We start from the raw sequence: 15,511 nt of genomic DNA on the forward strand, positions 1-15,511 counted from the left end.
AAGAGCATCGTTGCGTTAGACGCGAACGATACTCACTTCTCCCAGCCCTCCGGAACGGGGTAGATGTCGCCGGGCTCGAGGTTCTGGCTCTTGATCACGTCGGAGACCGTCACCAGGTGATAGCCCTTGTTCTTCAGCGTCTTGATGAGCGACGGCATGCCGTCCACGGTCTGCTTGACCCAGTCGTGCATCAGGATGATGCCGTTGGGCTTGGCCACGGCCAGCGTCTGCTTCTGGATGGCCTTGACGTTCTTGGAGCTCCAGTCCTGGGAGCCGGCGGTCCACAGGATCATCGGCATGCCGAACTCGGCGGCGATGTCGGAGACCTGGAGGTCGGCCAGCCCGTACGGCGGGCGCAGCAGCTTGGGCTCGACGCCCGCCGCCTTCTTCACCGCGTCCTGGGTCTTCTGGATCTCGCTCTTGATGGTCCCGGCCTCACTCTTGGTGAAGTCGGGGTGGCTGTAGCTGTGGTTGCCGAGCTCGTGACCCTCGGCGACCATGCGCTTGACGTAGGAGGGGCGGCTCTTCACGTATTGGCCCTCAAGGAAGAACGTCGCCTTGGCGCCGTTCTTCTTGAGCGTGTCGAGCAGCGTGCCGGCGTACTTGCCCGGTCCGTCGTCGAAGGTCAGCGCGATGCACTTGACCTGCGAACAGTCGATGGGCTCCTTGGGCACCTGAGCGGACGCCGGCGCCGGGGCGACAGCGACGCAGACAGCCGCGATTGCTAGAAGTGATGTGATTCGTCGGGACATAACAAAAGCTTCCGGTGTGATGGGTGTTGCGAGGGATGTCCCGACGGTAGCGGATCACGTCTGCGACGGTGAAGGAGCCTCGGGAAGTCTCAGCAAACCCGAACCTCCGATTCCCACCGCCACGGCCAGGGCGGCGGCGCAGACGGAGAAGACGTACGCGCTGGACGCGCCGTACGCCTCGGTGAGCGCCCCGCCCGCCCACGAGCCCAGCGCCACCCCGAACCCGATCGCGGTCGAGATCCAGGCCATGCCCTCGGTGAGCAGCGACTGCGGCACCATCCGCTCGGTGATCGAGAAGACCGTGATGAGCGTCGGGGAGATGGCGAACCCGGCCAGGAACAGCGCTCCCGCCATGATCCACGGGCTGCCGATGAACATGATCGGCACCAGCCCCACCACGAACAGCCCGAGCGCCCTGACGAACCGCTTGGGCAGCGGGATCCGCCAGTTCCGCGAGCCGAACCACAGCCCCGAGACCATCGACCCGCCCGCGAACGCGGCCAGCAGGAACCCGGCGGCCCCCTTCGCGCCGTGCTCGTCGGCGAAGGCCACCGTGATCAGGTCGACCGAGCCGAAGATCGCGCCCAGCGCCAGGGAGACGCAGGCCAGCAGGGCGATGCCGGGGATCAGGATGGGCGAGCCCGCCGACGACCTGACCTCCTGCACGGGCGGCTGGGTGCCGTGCTGCGTGGCCAGCGCCAGGCTGCCGCCCAGCATGCACAACAGCGCCACGATCAGTCCCGCGTACGGGTTCACGCTGGTCGCCAGCACCGTGACCAAGGCGGGCCCGGTGACGAAGACGACCTCGTCGGCCACCGACTCGAACGCGAACGCGGTGTGCAGCCTGCCGGAGCCGCCGTAGATGACCGACCAGCGGGCCCGCACCATCGAGCCGATCGACAGCGAGGTGGCGCCCACGACGAGCCCGCTGGCGTAGAACGTCCAGTCGGACAGCTCCCACCCGGCGGCGACCATGAGGGCCGCCAGCGCGACCGCGTTGACGACGGCGAACGGCGGGATCACCCGCCCCTGCCCGAACCTGTCCACCAGCCGGCCCGACAGCGGCGCGGCGACGGCGAAGGCGACGTTGGTGGTGGCGGCGACCGCCCCGGCGGTGGCGTACGAGCCGGTCAAGGTGGAGATCAGCAGGATGATGCCGATGCCGAGCATCGACATCGGCATCCGGCCGATGAGACCGGCCAGCACGAACGCTTTGACGCCGGGCCTGTCGAACAATCCCCGGTAAGGCCCGACCACGCTGTTTCCCCCTTACGCAAGCAGCTAACCATTGCGCACCGTATGTCCGGATGGCAAGTCGGTTTCGGGCGGGGTGAGTTAACGTGTCCCGGGTGTCGGGTCTTCCCTCGTTCCGTGCGGTCATGCTCATGGTCATCGCCGTGCTCGCCGCCACGGCGGCGGCCGGTGGGGTCGTCGTGCTCGTGGGCGACGACGTGGTCACCACCGCCCAGGAGCCGGCCGTACGCAGGCAGCCCAGCCCGCCCCAGTCGCCCGCGCCGCGCCTCGACGAGCTGGTGCCCACGGCGGCCCCGATCAAGGAGCCGGTCAAGCAGCCGGTCAAGGACCTCGCGCGATCAGGCGCCAAGGTCACCGCGACGCCGCCGCGCGTGCTGGCCATCGCCCCCGGCACCGTGCCCAAGCAGACCAGGTTCCGCCTCGGCGAGCTCGCCAGTGTGCGCAAGGCGACCGTGGTGGACGCGGGCGCGGTCAAGGTGTCGGGCACCTCGATCAACCTGCTGGCGGTGGACCCGGCGGACTTCCGCTCCTGGACGCCGCAGCCCGTCGCCGACCAGCCCGCCGTGTGGCAGGCGCTGGCCAGGGGCGAGCTGGTGGCCGACGCCGCCGCGATGCGCAAGTTCGGCATGATCCTGGGCGCCATGTACCAGGTGGACGGCGGGCCTCGGCTGCGCGTCGCGGCCTCGGCCCCGCTCGGGCTGCACGGCGTGGACGGGCTCGTCAGCGCTGACCTGGGCCGGACGCTGGGGTTCGCGCAGGGCGTGGCGGTGCTGCTGCACGGCAAGGAGGGCAGGATCCGCGAGTCGGGCGTACGCCGGCTGCTCGGCAAGGGCGCCCAGATCGTCATGCTGGACGCCTCCGCCCGCGTCCCCAAGCAGCGGCAGCCGTCCCAGGACCAGCCGTCCCAGGATCAGCCGCAGCAGGGTCAGCCGCAGCAGGTCACGGTCGGCCGCCCCGGCAGCTACCTGGAGCTCTACAAGGCCTCGGCCACCCGCTGCCCCGGCCTGTCCTGGACGGTGCTGGCCGCGATCGGGCAGGTGGAGAGCAGCCACGGGCGCAACAACGGCCCTTCGAGCGCGGGCGCTCTCGGGCCGATGCAGTTCATGCCCGCCACCTGGAAGCACTACGGGGTCGACGGCGACGGTGACGGCAAGAAGGACATCTGGAGTCCGTACGACGCCGTGCCCGGCGCGGCCAACTACCTGTGCGCGAACAAGGCCGGCCAGGGCGGCGAGCGGCTGCGTAAGGCGATCTGGTTCTACAACCACTCGTGGGACTACGTGAACAAGGTCATGGGCATCGCCGAGGCCTACGCCCGCACCTACGCCTGAGCCGTGCCGTACGCCCGCGCCTGAGCCGTGGCCCGCTCCCGCGCCTACGCCTGAGCGGCGGCGGCCGGTTGGGGCCGGCGGCGCGGGGGTGGGCAGCAGGTGAGCGGGCACGGCGCCGGCTCCGGCTCCTCCAGCAGCTCGCGCACCATCTGGACGAACCGCGGATGGGTGCCCGCCGTAGCGGCGCGCTCCATCGGCAGGCCCAGCTCCGCCGCCACCGCCTTCGCCTCGGTGTCGAGGTCGTAGACGACCTCCATGTGGTCGGAGACGAACCCGATCGGCACCAGCACCACGGATCCGGCGTCGATCTTGCGCAGATGGTCGCACACGTCCGGCTCCAGCCACGGCACCTGCGGCGGGCCGCTGCGCGACTGCCACACCAGGTCCCACGGCTGGTCACGGCCGAGCGCCCGGCTGACCAGCTCGGCGCTCCTGCGCAGCTGCGCCTCGTAGAGCCCGCCGGACGGCCCGGCCGTCTCGGCCATCGAGACGGGGATGCTGTGGGCGGTGAAGACGAGCCGCGCGTCGTCGCGCCCGAGCCGGTCGAGCGCCGCGCGGACGCGGTCGGCCATCGCGGCCACGAACCCGGGGTGCTCGCCGTAGTGGCGCATCTTGACCAGCTCGGGGCCGCCCTCGACGGAGATCCGGTCGATGTCCTCGTAGTACTGCCGGCAACTGGAGTAGCCGGCGAACGCGGAGGTGGCGAACACGGCCGCCTTCCTGACGCCGTCGTCCTTCATCCGGCGCACGGTGTCCTCGCCGAACGGGTGCCAGTTGCGGTTGCCCCAGTAGACCGGCACTCCGGCGACCGGGCGCAGCGCCTCGACCAGCGCGCGGTTCTGCTCGTTGATCGGGCTGACCCCGCCGAAGCTCTGGTAGTGCTCGGCCACTTCGAGCAGCCGCTCGCGGGGCACGCCCCGCCCGCGCACGACGTTCTCCAGGAACGGCATCACGTCGTCGGGCCCCTCGGGACCGCCGAACGACAGGACCAGCAAGGCGTCGTAAATTCCCACGTGACAACCCTATGCGGGAGTGCCTCCGGTCTCCTCCGCGAGGTAGGTTCGATCGGGTGAGCGCATTCAACGACATACGTGACTATGTGGCCATCCCCCGGGTTCTGTCGCTGCGGCTATCGCCCGACGGCTCCAGACTCGTCTCCACCGTCCAGTCCCTCAACCCTGACGGCAAGTCGTTCGGCACCGCGCTCTGGGCCATTCCCGTGGACGGCGAGCCGTACCGGCTGACGCGCTCGGCCAAGGGTGAGTCCGCCGCCGTCTTCACCGCGGCCGGGGACGTGCTGTTCACCTCGGCGCGGCCCGACGTGACCGTCAAGGACTCCACCGACGAGGTGCCGTCGCTGTGGCTGCTGCCCCGCGCGGGCGGTGAGGCCCGCCAGGTGGCCGCCAGGCCCGGCGGCATCGGCGCCGTGCGCACGGCCGGCGACGTGGTCGTGTTCTCCTCCGACGTGCTCGACGGGGAGGAGGCGGCCGAGCAGGACAAGCGCAAGGCCCGCAAGGACGCCGGGATCAGCGCCATCCTGCACGAGGGCTACCCCGTCCGGTTCTGGGACCACGACCTCGGGCCCGGACGGCCCCGGCTGTTCGCGGCCAGGCTCGGCGCGGACCGCCTGGAGGACGTACGCGACCTGACCCCCGATGCGGGCGAGGCGCTGCGCGAGGGCGGGTTCGAGCTGACCCCCGACGGCGCCACCGTGATCACCACCTGGCGCGAATACCTGCCGAACGGCCAGTGGCGCACCGACCTGGTGGCCATTGACGTGGCCAGCGGTGAGCGGCGGCCGCTGCTCAGCGACGAGGCCCACGACTTCACCGGCCCGCTGGCGGTCTCTCCCGACGGGAGCAGGATCGCCTGCTCGCGCGATCGGCACACCGGCTTCGACGTCTCGGCCCGCAGCGAGCTGTGGATCGCCGACCTCGCCACCGGCGAGGGCCGCGCGTACGCGCCCGACCTGTTCCCGATGGACCTCGAATGGGCGCCGGACAGCTCCGCCGTCTACCTCGTGGCCGACCACCAGGGCCGCCGCCCGATCTTCCGCGTCCCGCTCGACGGCGACGCGGAGAGGCTGACCCAGGACGACGCCGCCTACCTCGGGCTCAGCCCGTCCCCCGACGGCCGGTTCGTCTACGCGCTGCGCAGCGCCGTCAACCTCGCGCCGGGGCCGGCCAGGATCGACGCCGCCACCGGCGACATCGCCGACCTGCCCACGCCCGCGCCGCGCCCCGAGGTGCCCGGCACGCTGACCGAGATCTCCGCCACCGCCGACGACGGCGCCACCGTCCGCGGCTGGCTCGTCCTGCCTGAGGGCGCCTCCGCCGCCGACCCCGCGCCGTTCCTGCTGTTCATCCACGGCGGCCCGGTGGCCTCCTGGAACGACTGGCAGTGGCGCTGGCAGGCGTGGATCATGGCCCAGCACGGGTACGCCGTCCTGCTGCCCGACCCCTGCCTGTCCACCGGCTACGGCCAGGAGATGATCGACCGCGGCTGGGGCAACTGGGGCCCGCGCACCCAGGCCGACCTCGACGCGATCGTGGACGTGGCCCTGGCCAGGGACGACATCGACAGCGAGCGCGTCGCCGCGCTGGGCGGCTCGTTCGGCGGCTACATGGCCAACTGGCTCGCCGGCCACACCGACCGCTACCAGGCCATCGTCACCCACGCCTCGCTGTGGCACCTCGACCAGTTCGCCGGCACCACCGACGCGGCCATGTACTGGCAGCGCGAGTTCGGCGTACCCGGCGGCGAGCGCTACCAGCTGCTGTCGCCGCACCACTCGCTCGACAAGATCACCACCCCGCTGCTCGTCATCCACGGCGACAAGGACTACCGGGTGCCGATCGGCGAGGGCCTGCGGCTGTGGTGGGACCTGCGCCGCACGGAGGTGGACTCGAAGTTCCTCTACTTCCCCGACGAGAACCACTGGATCCTCAAGCCGGGCAACGCCGTCGCCTGGTACGAGACCGTGCTCGCCTTCCTCGCCCAGCACGTGCTCGGCCAGGAGTGGAAGCGTCCGGACTCGGTGGCGTGATGACGGACTTCCTGAGACTCGCCGAGGACATCGCCCGCGAGGCGGGGGAGATGATCCTGGCCAAGCGGCCGACCATGTCGGCCGAGATCGAGACCAAGTCCAGCCCCACCGACGTCGTCACCACGCTGGACAAGGCGTCGGAGGAGCTGATCCGCGACCGCATCCTGTCGGCCAGGCCCGGCGACAGGATCCTCGGCGAGGAGGGCGGTGAGGCGCCCGGCGAGTCCGACGTGCGGTGGATCGTCGACCCGATCGACGGCACCGTCAACTTCCTGTACGGCCTGCCCGACTGGGCCGTGTCGATCGCCGTGGAGGTCGAGGGCCAGGTCGTGGCGGGCGTCGTCAACGTGCCGGCGCGCGGCGAGGTCTTCACCGCCGCGCTCGGCGAGGGCGCCTGGCTCGGGCCGGAGCGGCTGCGCTGCAACACGGGCGTGCCGCTTTCACAGGCCCTGGTCGCCACCGGGTTCGGCTACTTCAAGGAGCGGCGGGCCGTCCAGGGCGAGGTGGTGGGGCAGGTCGTGCCGCGCGTGCGTGACATCCGGCGCGGCGGCTCGTGCGCCATCGACATGTGCTCGCTGGCGGCGGGCCGGGTGGACGCCTACTACGAGCGCGGGGTCAACCAGTGGGACTTCTCGGCGGCCGGGCTGGTGGCCACCGAGTCGGGCGCCAGGCTGGGCGGGCTGCACGGCAGACCGGTCAGCCCCGACTTCGCGCTGTGCGCGGCCCCGGGACTGTTCGAGGAACTGCACGATCTGCTGGCAGGGCTGAACCCCGAACGTGACGGCTGACGAAGGTGTCGGGAGCGAAACGGCCGGAGCCTGGCTCCGGCCGTTTCGCGTCAGCTAGCGGGGCAACGGGATGCCGTGATCGTCGGCCAGCCGTCGCAGGTCCTCGATCTCGGCGGTGAGGGTGTCGGCGAGGTAGTCGTCGCCGACGCTGCGGGCCTCCCGAAGGCCCTTGTAAGCCTGGTCGAGGCGGTGTTCGATCGTGGTCGTGAACTCGCCCATCTCACCTACTCTCTGGGGGTCCGATCCGTGTGGGGGGGCGAAGTTACCCCATTGCCGGATGAAGACTGGGCAATGGGTGTCCCGCAGGCATACCCCAGGTTGTCGCCTTCCGAAACATGAAATTCTCCTGGCGCCGTCTCTCCCGGGGTCAGCTCGTCCCGAACATGCCTTACCGTGCGCTTATCGAGGTGGTGGGCACAATGAGGGCCCAGAATCGGGAAAGAGGTGTGCCAGGCGTGCGAGTGCTGGTGGTAGAGGATGAGCGGGTGCTCGCCGACGCGATCGCGACGGGGCTGCGGCGCGAGGCGATGGCGGTCGACGTCGCCTACGACGGCGGCGGCGCGCTCGAACGGACCTCCTACATCGACTACGACGTCATCGTGCTCGACCGCGACCTGCCCGTCGTCCACGGCGACGAGGTGTGCCGGCGGCTGGTCGAGCAGCGTACGGCCTCGCGGATCCTCATGCTGACCGCGTCCGGCGACGTCGACGACAAGGTGGAGGGGCTCGGCCTCGGGGCCGACGACTACCTCGCCAAGCCGTTCGTCTTCGTCGAGCTGGTCGCCCGGGTCCGCGCGCTCGGCCGCCGCTCCGCCCCCGCCCTGCCGCCCGTGCTGGAGCGCGGCGGCATCCGGCTCGACCCGGGCAAGCGGCTGGTGGAGCGCGACGGCAAGGAGGTCGTGCTGACGAAGAAGGAGTTCGCGGTGCTCGAAGAGCTGATGCGGGCCGAGGGCGCCGTCGTCAGCCAGGAGGACCTGCTGGACAAGGCCTGGGACGAGAACATCGATCCCTTCACCAACGTGGTCCGCGTGACCATGATGACGCTGCGGAAGAAGCTGGGCGAGCCTCAGGTGATCGAGACCGTGCCCGGAGTTGGGTACAAGTTGTGACTGAAAGGCCAGAACGCGAGGCGGGGCCGACGCACCCCATGATCAGCCCGCATTCGGCGCGGAAGGCGACGCGGGTGCAGGAGGCGCCGCCGCCGCCGACGGGGCCGCCCGCATGGGACGGCCCCCCTCCGCCGGCGCACCAGCCCGTTCAGCGCTCCACCATGGAACGTGTGAAGGAGCTCCCGGCAAAGGTCAGCATCCGGTGGCGGCTGACACTCACCTACGGCACGCTCGTGTTCGGGGCCGGGGCGATGCTGCTCATCTCGGTCTACGCCATCGTCGGCACGGCCATCAGCACAGCCTGGCCGACGATTGATCTGGGCCTGGGCCCCTACGAGAACGAGCAGCTGCAGAAGAGCTGGCGCAAGTTCCAGGAACTGGCCATCGCCAACGCCCGTGACGGGCTGCTCGGCAGCGCCCCCTTGGCCCTGGTGGGCGTGGGGATCCTGGCGCTCATCATCGGTTACTTCGTGGCCGACCGGGCGCTCAAGCCCGTCGCGCAGATGACCGCCACCGCCAAGAAGCTGTCGGAGAGCACGCTCGCCCACCAGCGCATCGCCCTGGAGGGCCCGAGCGACGAGCTGAAGGAGCTGGCCGACACCTTCGACGCCATGCTCGCCCGGCTCAACGTCGCGTTCGACACGCAGCGCAGGTTCGTGGCCAACGCCTCGCACGAGTTGCGTACGCCGCTGACCATCAACAGGACGGTCCTGGAGATCGCCCTGTCCGATCCTGAGGCGTCCGAGGACCTGAAAGCGCTCGGGCGTACCCTGCTCGAAGTCAACGCGCGCAACGAGAAGCTGATCGAGGGGCTGCTGCTGCTCGCCAGGAGCGAACGCGAACTCGCGGTGCGTAAACCGCTCGACGTTCAGGAAGTCGCGCAGACGGCCGTGGAACAGCTCACGCCCTTCGCCGAGGAGCACGGCGTAACCGTCACCACCGAACTGGTCAGCGCGCCTACCGTAGGCGATCCGGTGCTCCTGGAGCGCTCCGTGAGCAACCTGCTGGAGAACGCGGTCAAGTACAACGTTCCCGAAAACGGAAAAGTGTGGATCCGGACGGGAATGGCGGACGGTGCCTTGGTTGTTCAGGTGGCCAACACGGGGCAGCACGTCCCGGCGTACGAGGTGAACAGCCTGTTCGAGCCCTTCAGGAGGCTCCATGCGGACCGTGTCGAATCGGCCAAGGGATCAGGGCTCGGGCTGTCCATCGTCCGTGCGGTGGTACAGGCGCACGGCGGAAATGTGACCGCCGTGCCACGCGAAGGTGGAGGCCTTGTCGTGACCATCAGACTGCCGAGGCGCTGACACTCGTGGCGTTCCGGCGCGTTCGTCCGCATGTTGATGCGCGTGTTGAGGCACGGGGGGCGTCTCATTCGCGCCGCACATGTGGTTGGATGTGCCGTCGAACACGGTGGTGCATGACGCCAAGGCTGTGGGTTTCGCCATATTTGGCTAACCATTGCCGTCGGCAGCAGGCCCTGACGTGTTGGGAGGTTCGTTGTTCGTTTCCGCGGGGTACCGATGGGAAATCTCCCCGACGGAACGGGCACAAGATGGGCTTCCCGGGCGTTAGAAGACGCGCGATGAGCGCGAAGACATATAGCTGAGGGGGATGGAGTAAGCACAATGGCTACCGACTACGACAGCCCGCGCAAGACAGATGACGACCTGGGGGAGGACAGCCTTCAGGAACTTCAGGCGCGGCGCACGGACAAGTCGTCCGGCAGTATCGACATCGACGAGACCGATCTGGCCGAGTCGCTCGAACTGCCCGGCGCCGACCTGTCCAACGAAGAGCTGTCCCTGCGGGTGATCCCCCGTCAGGCCGACGAGTTCACCTGCTCACGCTGCTTCCTGGTGCATCACCGTAGCCAGCTGGCCTCCGAGAGGAACGGCCAGCAGGTCTGCCGGGAGTGCGCCGCCTGATCATCTGGAGCGAGCAGGCTCGGGGAGATGGCGAGGACCGGCATCGGTTCGTCCCTGAGCGATCGCGACCAAGAGACATGGAGGCATCGCGTGGCCGTACCAGAGAAAGACCGTCAACCAGGCAGTGAGGTCGCCGACCCCGAGAGCGAGGTCGGCGAGCTCGTAGGCAGGCTCACCGCGCCAGGTGAGCTCGAGCCGGCCGAGCGGCGCAGGCTGCTCGGCCGACTAGCCCGGGCGCTGTCCACCGGGGCCAAGAAGGCCCGGGAGACCGGCGCGGGCCGTGGCCGCTGGCTGGCGGACGTCTTCCTCAACATCGCGCCGCGCATCCCGATCCGGGACCTGCACACCCTCGCCGAACATCATCACGGCCTGACCGGCGAGGAGCTCGCCGACGACCTGGTGCGCACCGCCCAGAAGGCCACGATGACGGTCGGCGCCATCGGCGGAGCACTGGCAGCGGCCGAGTTCGCCGCGCCACCCCTCCTGCTCTCCGCCCCCGCCCAGCTCGTCGCGGAGACCATCGTCGTCGCGGCCATCGAGGTCAAGCTGCTGGCCGAGCTGCACGAGGTCTACGGCGTCCACGTCCAGGGCACCGGCACCCAGCGCGCGGTCGCGTTCACGGCCGCCTGGGCCAAACAGCGCGGCATCGACCCGCTGGCCCCCGCGTCCGTCTCCCTGGCGCTCGGCGCCGCCACCAAGACCGCCCTGCGCAACCGGCTCATGCGGACGCTGGGCCGCCACCTGACCACCTTCGGGCCCTTCCTGACCGGCGCGGTCGCCGGCGGCGCGCTCAACCGCATGGCCACGAAGAAACTGGGCGAGGCCATCCGCGCGGACCTGCGCGTCAAGCTGCCCTCCGGCGATGCGCCCGGCGCGGTCGGCTCCGCGACGCCCCAGGACCAGCTCGAAGCCTGAGCGCCCGCCGGCTGCCTGAGCGCCCCGGCCAGGCGGCCGGATCGACGCCTGAGCGCCCGGCTAAGCGGCCGGATCGACGCGCAGGCCGCCGAAGGTCATCTTGAGCAGCGCGTCGGCCAGATCGTCGGCCGAGGCGCCGCGGGCCGGCTGGTACCACTCGGTGATCGAGTTGACGGAGCCGAACAGCAGCCGCGTCACCAGCCCCGGATCCACGTCCGCCCTGATGCTGCCCTCCGTCGCCGCCTCCGTGACCAGGCGGCTGATGAACCGGTCGAACTCCCGCCGCCGCTCCAGCGCCGCCAGCTCCGTCCCGCTGTTGCCGCGCACCCGCAGCAGCAGCGTCACGTACGGCAGCCGGTCGATGAGCAGCCGCACGCTCTGGCGTACGACCCACTCCAGGCGCTCGATCGCCGCCCCCGAGGACGCGCGCTCGTCGGCCACCATCTCGAACAGCCCGTCGAGCGCCCGGTCCAGCGCCCGCGACAGCAGCTGCTCCTTGCCCGGCACGTGGTAGTAGATGGCCGACTTGGTCACGCCCAGAGCCCTGGCCAGGTCTTCCATGCTGGTGCCGTCGTAGCCGCGCTCGTTGAACACGCCCACGGCCGTGGCCAGCACGGACTCGGGATCGTGGCCCCGCCTGCGCTGCCGGGTGGGGGTCGGAGTGGCCATGTGGCTAAGTATCCCGCTTGTCGATGACTCGTCTGAGCTTGCCGACCGACCGCTCCAGCGTCTCGGGGTCCACCACCTCGACCTCCACGCTCACCCCGACGACGTCCTTGACCGCCTGGCGCAGCCGTTCGCCCGCCTCGTCCCGCCCGTCGCCGAGCCCGGGGCGCGCCTCGACCCTGACCGTCATCACGTCGAGCCGCCCGGGGCGGGTGAGGTGCAGCTGGAAGTGCGGCGACAGGCCCGCGACGCCCAGCACGACCTCCTCGATCTGGGTCGGGAACACGTTCACGCCCCGCAGGATGATCATGTCGTCGGTGCGCCCGGTGACCTTCTCCATCCGCCGGAAGGCCGGCCTGGCGGTGCCGGGCAGCAGCCGGGTCAGGTCGCGCGTGCGGTAGCGGATGACCGGCATGGCCTCCTTGGTCAGGCTGGTGAAGACCAGCTCGCCCACCTCCGCCGGCTCACCGGTGAACGGGTCGACGGTCTCGGGGTAGAAGTGGTCCTCCCAGACGTGCAGGCCGTCCTTGCTCTCGACGCACTCGTTCGCCACGCCGGGGCCCATCACCTCGGACAGGCCGTAGATGTCGACGGCGTGCAGGTCGAAGCGGTCCTCGATCTCCAGGCGCATCCGCTCGGTCCACGGCTCGGCGCCGAAGATCCCGATCCGCGGCGAGGAGGCGCGCGGGTCCAGGCCCCTGGCGGTGAACTCGTCCAGCAGCGCCAGCATGTACGACGGCGTCATCATGACGATGTCGGGCCGGAAGTCCTCGATCAGCAGCACCTGCCGCTGCGTCATGCCGCCGGAGACGGGCACCACCGTGCAGCCCAGCCGCTCGGCCCCGTAGTGGGCGCCCAGCCCGCCGGTGAACAGGCCGTAGCCGTACGCCACGTGCACGATGTCGCCGGGCCGCCCGCCGGAGGCGCGGATCGAGCGGGCCATGACCTCCGCCCAGACGTCCAGGTCGCCCTGCGTGTAGCCGACCACGGTCGGCCGGCCGGTGGTGCCGCTGGAGGCGTGCACCCGGGCCACCCGCTCGCGGGGGACGGCGAACATGCCGAACGGGTAGCTGTCGCGCAGGTCCTGCTTCGTGGTGAACGGGAACTTCGCCAGGTCGTCGAGCTCTTTGCAGTCGTTCGGGTGCACCCCGGCCCGGTCGAACTTGTCCCGGTAGAGGGGGACGTCGCGGTAGGCGTGGTCGAGGGTGCGGCGCAGGCGTTCCAGCTGGAGCGCCTGCAACTCGTCGCGGGACACCCGCTCGATCGGGTCGAGCTCGTGGGGTGCGGGGGGATCGCCAAGTCTCACTTCAGCTCCCGGCTCCGGCCGCGGAACTCCGCGACCACGTGACCGTCGGGTCGGCGCACGGTGATGTCGTAGATGCCGCTGCGGCCGAAACGGGTGCGCTCGGCCGCCTCGGCCACCAGCACGTCGCCCGCGTGGGCGGGGGAGACGAACGTGATCTCCGCCCCGGCCGCGACCGTGACGGGGCCGTGCGAGTTGCACGCGCACGCGAACGCCGTGTCGGCGAGCAGGAACACGTAACCGCCGTGGCAGAGACCGTGGCCGTTGATCATCAGCTCGGTCACGGCCATGCGGCACACCGCCCGGCCCGCGCCCAGCTCCGTCAGCTCGATGCCCAGGGCGGCGGAGGCGGTGTCGGCGTCCATCATGCGACGCGCGCTCTCCAAGGAAGGTCTCCCTTGTCAACTGACCGAATGTTCGGTAAACAAATCATCGTCGGGACTTCCATGTCAAGAGGGTGAATCCATGAAGGTGGCGGTGATCGGCGGAGGGCGCATGGGCGCCGGGATCGCGCAGGTCTTCCTGGCCGCGGGCGAGCGCGTCACCGTGCAGGAGCCGCAGGCCGAGGCCGCCAGATGGCGCATCGCGGAAGGGCTGGCCATCGCCGAGTCCAAGGGCGCGGTCGACAAGGCCGAGGCGCTGGCCAGGCTCACCATGGGCCCCGTGCCAGGGGACGCCGACCTGGTCGTCGAGGCGGTGCCCGAGGACGCGGCGCTGAAGGCCGAGGTGCTGGCCGAGGCCGAGTCGGCCGTCCAGGAGGGGGCGCTGCTGGCCACCAACACCAGCTCGCTGTCCATCGCCGAGCTGGCCGCCGTGCTCGACCGTCCCGAACGCCTGGTCGGCCTGCACTTCTTCAATCCCGTCCCGGTGCAGCGCCTGGTCGAGATCGTCGTCACCAAGGCCACGCCGGGCGAGGTCCTGGAGCGGGCCAGAGGCATCGTGGCGGGCATCGGCAAGACGAGCGTCGTGGTGAACGACTCGCCGGGGTTCGCCACCAGCCGGCTGGGCGTGCTGCTCGGCCTTGAGGCCATCCGGATGCTGGCGGAGGGCGTGGCGACGGCTGACGACATCGACACGGCCATGACGCTCGGCTACGGCCATCCCATGGGGCCGCTCAGGCTCACCGACCTGGTCGGTCTGGACGTGCGGCTGGCCATCGCCGAATACCTGCACGCCAGGCTCGGGCCGCGCTTCGAGCCGCCCGCGCTGCTGCGCGACAAGGTCGCCGCCGGTGAGCTGGGCCGCAAGAGCGGGAAGGGGTTCTACGAATGGTGACCGCGTCCCCGACGAGCTGGCCCTGGTCCGGGTCGCGCGTGGCCGCGTCACGCCCGAGCGGGAGGAGAAGCGATGGCCAAGCCGTTCGCCTCGTCGGCGGACCTCGGCGAGAAGAGGCAGTCCCTGGAGGTGCTCGCCCCGGGCGTGTACGCGCTCACGGCCGAGGGCGACCCCAACGTGGGCGCGATCGAGGGCGAGGACTTCCTCGTCTGCTTCGAGGCGCTGGCCACGCCGGTGGCCGCCCGCGCCTGGCTGGCCCGGCTGCGCGAGCACACTGACAAGCCGGTCCGCTACCTGGTGCTGTCGCACTATCACGCGGTCAGGGTGCTCGGCGCCTCGGCGTTCGGCGCCGACCTGATCGTGACGCACGAGAGGACCCGCGAGCTGATCGCCGAGCGCGGCGAGCAGGACTGGGCCAGCGAGTACGCCAGGATGCCCCGCCTGTTCCAGGAGCCGGACTCGATTCCCGGCCTGACCTGGCCGACGGTGACGTTCAGCGACCGGTTCACCATCGACCTCGGCGGCGGGCGCGGCGACCTGGTGCTGCAGTACTGCGGGCGCGGGCACACCGAGGGCGACCTGGTGGCCTGGCTGCCGCGGCAGCGGATCATGTTCGCCGGCGACCTGGTCGAGTCGCAGGCCGCCCTCTACACCGGCGACGCCTTCCACCGCGACTGGGCCTCCTCGACGCTCGACCGGGTGGCCTCCTTCGGCGCGGAGACGCTGGTCGGCGGCAGGGGCGCGGTGGCGAGGGGCGAGGCGGGCGTGGCCGCGGCCATCGGGCAGACCCGCGACTTCCTCACCGTGATGCTGCACGAGACCCGCGCCGCCGGGTCGCTGAAGGAGGCGTTCGAGCGCACCCACCGGGCCCTGGAGCCCCGTTACGGCAAGTGGCCGATCTTCGAACACTGCCTGCCGTTCAACGTCTCCAGACTCTGGGACGAGCTGCACGGCGTCGAGCGGCCGCGGATCTGGACCGCGGAGCGCGACCGGCAGGTGTGGGACGAGCTGCAGTCTTGACATCCTCCCCCTCCTAAAGGAGGGGGATTCCCACGGTCGCCCGTGAGGCTTCCTGCTTCACTGCCGGTCGCCCGCCCGAGATAGGAAAATCTCGTTGAGGTCTTACACCAGCTCCACAGGCGTT

The 15,511-nt window shown here is 70.5% G+C and carries 16 protein-coding genes; 9 read left to right on the plus strand and 7 right to left on the minus strand.

Features of this window, described 5'->3' with window-relative positions; translation table 11 throughout:
* Nucleotides 1-32 precede the first annotated feature (32 nt).
* On the minus strand, nt 33-674 hold the full coding sequence (locus tag B0I32_RS00780) for a polysaccharide deacetylase family protein (protein ID WP_245955439.1): 642 nt from the start codon (nt 672-674) through the stop codon (nt 33-35).
* A 132-nt stretch (nt 675-806) separates the two neighbouring features.
* Nucleotides 807-2,009, minus strand: coding sequence for an MFS transporter (locus tag B0I32_RS00785; protein ID WP_106234046.1), 1,203 nt, complete (start codon nt 2,007-2,009; stop codon nt 807-809).
* 92 nt (nt 2,010-2,101) lie between these two features.
* Between B0I32_RS00785 and B0I32_RS00790 the strand changes: the two genes are divergently transcribed.
* Nucleotides 2,102-3,337 carry a lytic transglycosylase domain-containing protein gene (locus B0I32_RS00790; RefSeq protein ID WP_106234048.1) on the plus strand — a complete coding sequence of 412 codons (1,236 nt, stop codon included), beginning with the start codon at nt 2,102-2,104 and terminating at the stop codon, nt 3,335-3,337.
* Nucleotides 3,338-3,381: 44 nt separating this feature from the next.
* Here the strand turns inward: B0I32_RS00790 and B0I32_RS00795 are convergent, their stop codons facing one another.
* On the minus strand, nt 3,382-4,350 hold the full coding sequence (locus tag B0I32_RS00795; RefSeq protein ID WP_106234050.1) for a ferrochelatase: 969 nt from the start codon (nt 4,348-4,350) through the stop codon (nt 3,382-3,384).
* 11 nt (nt 4,351-4,361) lie between these two features.
* On the opposite strand from B0I32_RS00795, the gene B0I32_RS00800 reads away from it, so the two are divergent.
* Together B0I32_RS00800 and B0I32_RS00805 are read left to right on the plus strand one after the other, a co-directional pair.
* On the plus strand, nt 4,362-6,383 hold the full coding sequence (locus B0I32_RS00800) for a S9 family peptidase (protein ID WP_106234052.1): 2,022 nt from the start codon (nt 4,362-4,364) through the stop codon (nt 6,381-6,383).
* Complete coding sequence (locus B0I32_RS00805) at nt 6,383-7,171, plus strand: inositol monophosphatase family protein (RefSeq protein WP_106234053.1); 789 nt, start codon at nt 6,383-6,385, stop codon at nt 7,169-7,171. The genes B0I32_RS00800 and B0I32_RS00805 overlap by 1 nt, the downstream gene beginning before the upstream one ends.
* 54 nt (nt 7,172-7,225) lie before the next feature.
* On the opposite strand, the gene B0I32_RS57395 is transcribed toward B0I32_RS00805, so the two are convergent.
* Nucleotides 7,226-7,390, minus strand: coding sequence for a hypothetical protein (locus B0I32_RS57395; RefSeq protein ID WP_165974805.1), 165 nt, complete (start codon nt 7,388-7,390; stop codon nt 7,226-7,228).
* 236 nt (nt 7,391-7,626) lie between these two features.
* Between B0I32_RS57395 and B0I32_RS00810 the strand changes: the two genes are divergently transcribed.
* From B0I32_RS00810 to B0I32_RS00825, 4 genes are all read left to right on the plus strand, one after another.
* A complete protein-coding gene (locus tag B0I32_RS00810) occupies nt 7,627-8,280 on the plus strand; it encodes a response regulator transcription factor (protein ID WP_106234055.1) in 654 nt (217 codons plus the stop codon).
* 38 nt (nt 8,281-8,318) lie between these two features.
* A complete protein-coding gene (locus B0I32_RS00815) occupies nt 8,319-9,587 on the plus strand; it encodes a sensor histidine kinase (protein WP_106234057.1) in 1,269 nt (422 codons plus the stop codon).
* Nucleotides 9,588-9,908: 321 nt separating this feature from the next.
* Nucleotides 9,909-10,208, plus strand: a complete 300-nt coding sequence (locus B0I32_RS00820) for a DUF4193 domain-containing protein (protein WP_090929286.1) — start codon at nt 9,909-9,911, stop codon at nt 10,206-10,208.
* A gap of 90 nt (nt 10,209-10,298) precedes the next feature.
* Nucleotides 10,299-11,123, plus strand: a complete 825-nt coding sequence (locus B0I32_RS00825) for a hypothetical protein (protein ID WP_245955442.1) — start codon at nt 10,299-10,301, stop codon at nt 11,121-11,123.
* Nucleotides 11,124-11,183: 60 nt separating this feature from the next.
* On the opposite strand, the gene B0I32_RS00830 is transcribed toward B0I32_RS00825, so the two are convergent.
* The 3 genes from B0I32_RS00830 to paaI are packed head-to-tail and all read right to left on the minus strand — an operon-like array spanning nt 11,184 to nt 13,460.
* Nucleotides 11,184-11,792, minus strand: a complete 609-nt coding sequence (locus B0I32_RS00830) for a TetR/AcrR family transcriptional regulator (protein ID WP_106234058.1) — start codon at nt 11,790-11,792, stop codon at nt 11,184-11,186.
* A 4-nt stretch (nt 11,793-11,796) separates the two neighbouring features.
* The gene (gene paaK / locus B0I32_RS00835; RefSeq protein ID WP_106234060.1) at nt 11,797-13,095 is read right to left on the minus strand and encodes a phenylacetate--CoA ligase PaaK; all 1,299 of its coding nucleotides are present in this window, start codon (nt 13,093-13,095) and stop codon (nt 11,797-11,799) included.
* On the minus strand, nt 13,092-13,460 hold the full coding sequence (gene paaI / locus B0I32_RS00840; protein ID WP_106234062.1) for a hydroxyphenylacetyl-CoA thioesterase PaaI: 369 nt from the start codon (nt 13,458-13,460) through the stop codon (nt 13,092-13,094). The genes paaK and paaI overlap by 4 nt, the downstream gene beginning before the upstream one ends.
* Nucleotides 13,461-13,557: 97 nt before the next feature.
* Here paaI and B0I32_RS00845 point away from each other — a divergent pair, with 97 nt between their 5' ends.
* Nucleotides 13,558-14,367 (plus strand): 3-hydroxyacyl-CoA dehydrogenase family protein, encoded by an 810-nt coding sequence (locus B0I32_RS00845; RefSeq protein WP_106234063.1) that lies wholly within the window; start codon nt 13,558-13,560, stop codon nt 14,365-14,367.
* Nucleotides 14,368-14,439: 72 nt separating this feature from the next.
* Nucleotides 14,440-15,387 (plus strand): MBL fold metallo-hydrolase, encoded by a 948-nt coding sequence (locus B0I32_RS00850; RefSeq protein ID WP_106234065.1) that lies wholly within the window; start codon nt 14,440-14,442, stop codon nt 15,385-15,387.
* Nucleotides 15,388-15,511: the final 124 nt, after the last annotated feature.

The organism is Nonomuraea fuscirosea (genome assembly GCF_003001935.1).
Taxonomy (GTDB): Bacteria; Actinomycetota; Actinomycetes; order Streptosporangiales; family Streptosporangiaceae; genus Nonomuraea; species Nonomuraea fuscirosea.

Bases quoted from the DNA above. Each gene is read 5' to 3' on its own strand.
- B0I32_RS00800 (WP_106234052.1), top strand. From the start codon at position 4,362: ATGCGGGAGTGCCTCCGGTCTCCTCCGCGAGGTAGGTTCGATCGGGTG.
- B0I32_RS00845 (WP_106234063.1), top strand. From the start codon at position 13,558: ATGAAGGTGGCGGTGATCGGCGGAGGGCGCATGGGCGCCGGGATCGCG.
- paaI (WP_106234062.1), bottom strand. From the start codon at position 13,460: ATGATGGACGCCGACACCGCCTCCGCCGCCCTGGGCATCGAGCTGACG.
- B0I32_RS57395 (WP_165974805.1), bottom strand. From the start codon at position 7,390: ATGGGCGAGTTCACGACCACGATCGAACACCGCCTCGACCAGGCTTAC.
- B0I32_RS00805 (WP_106234053.1), top strand. From the start codon at position 6,383: ATGACGGACTTCCTGAGACTCGCCGAGGACATCGCCCGCGAGGCGGGG.
- B0I32_RS00850 (WP_106234065.1), top strand. From the start codon at position 14,440: ATGGCCAAGCCGTTCGCCTCGTCGGCGGACCTCGGCGAGAAGAGGCAG.
- B0I32_RS00815 (WP_106234057.1), top strand. From the start codon at position 8,319: ATGATCAGCCCGCATTCGGCGCGGAAGGCGACGCGGGTGCAGGAGGCG.
- B0I32_RS00820 (WP_090929286.1), top strand. From the start codon at position 9,909: ATGGCTACCGACTACGACAGCCCGCGCAAGACAGATGACGACCTGGGG.
- B0I32_RS00830 (WP_106234058.1), bottom strand. From the start codon at position 11,792: ATGGCCACTCCGACCCCCACCCGGCAGCGCAGGCGGGGCCACGATCCC.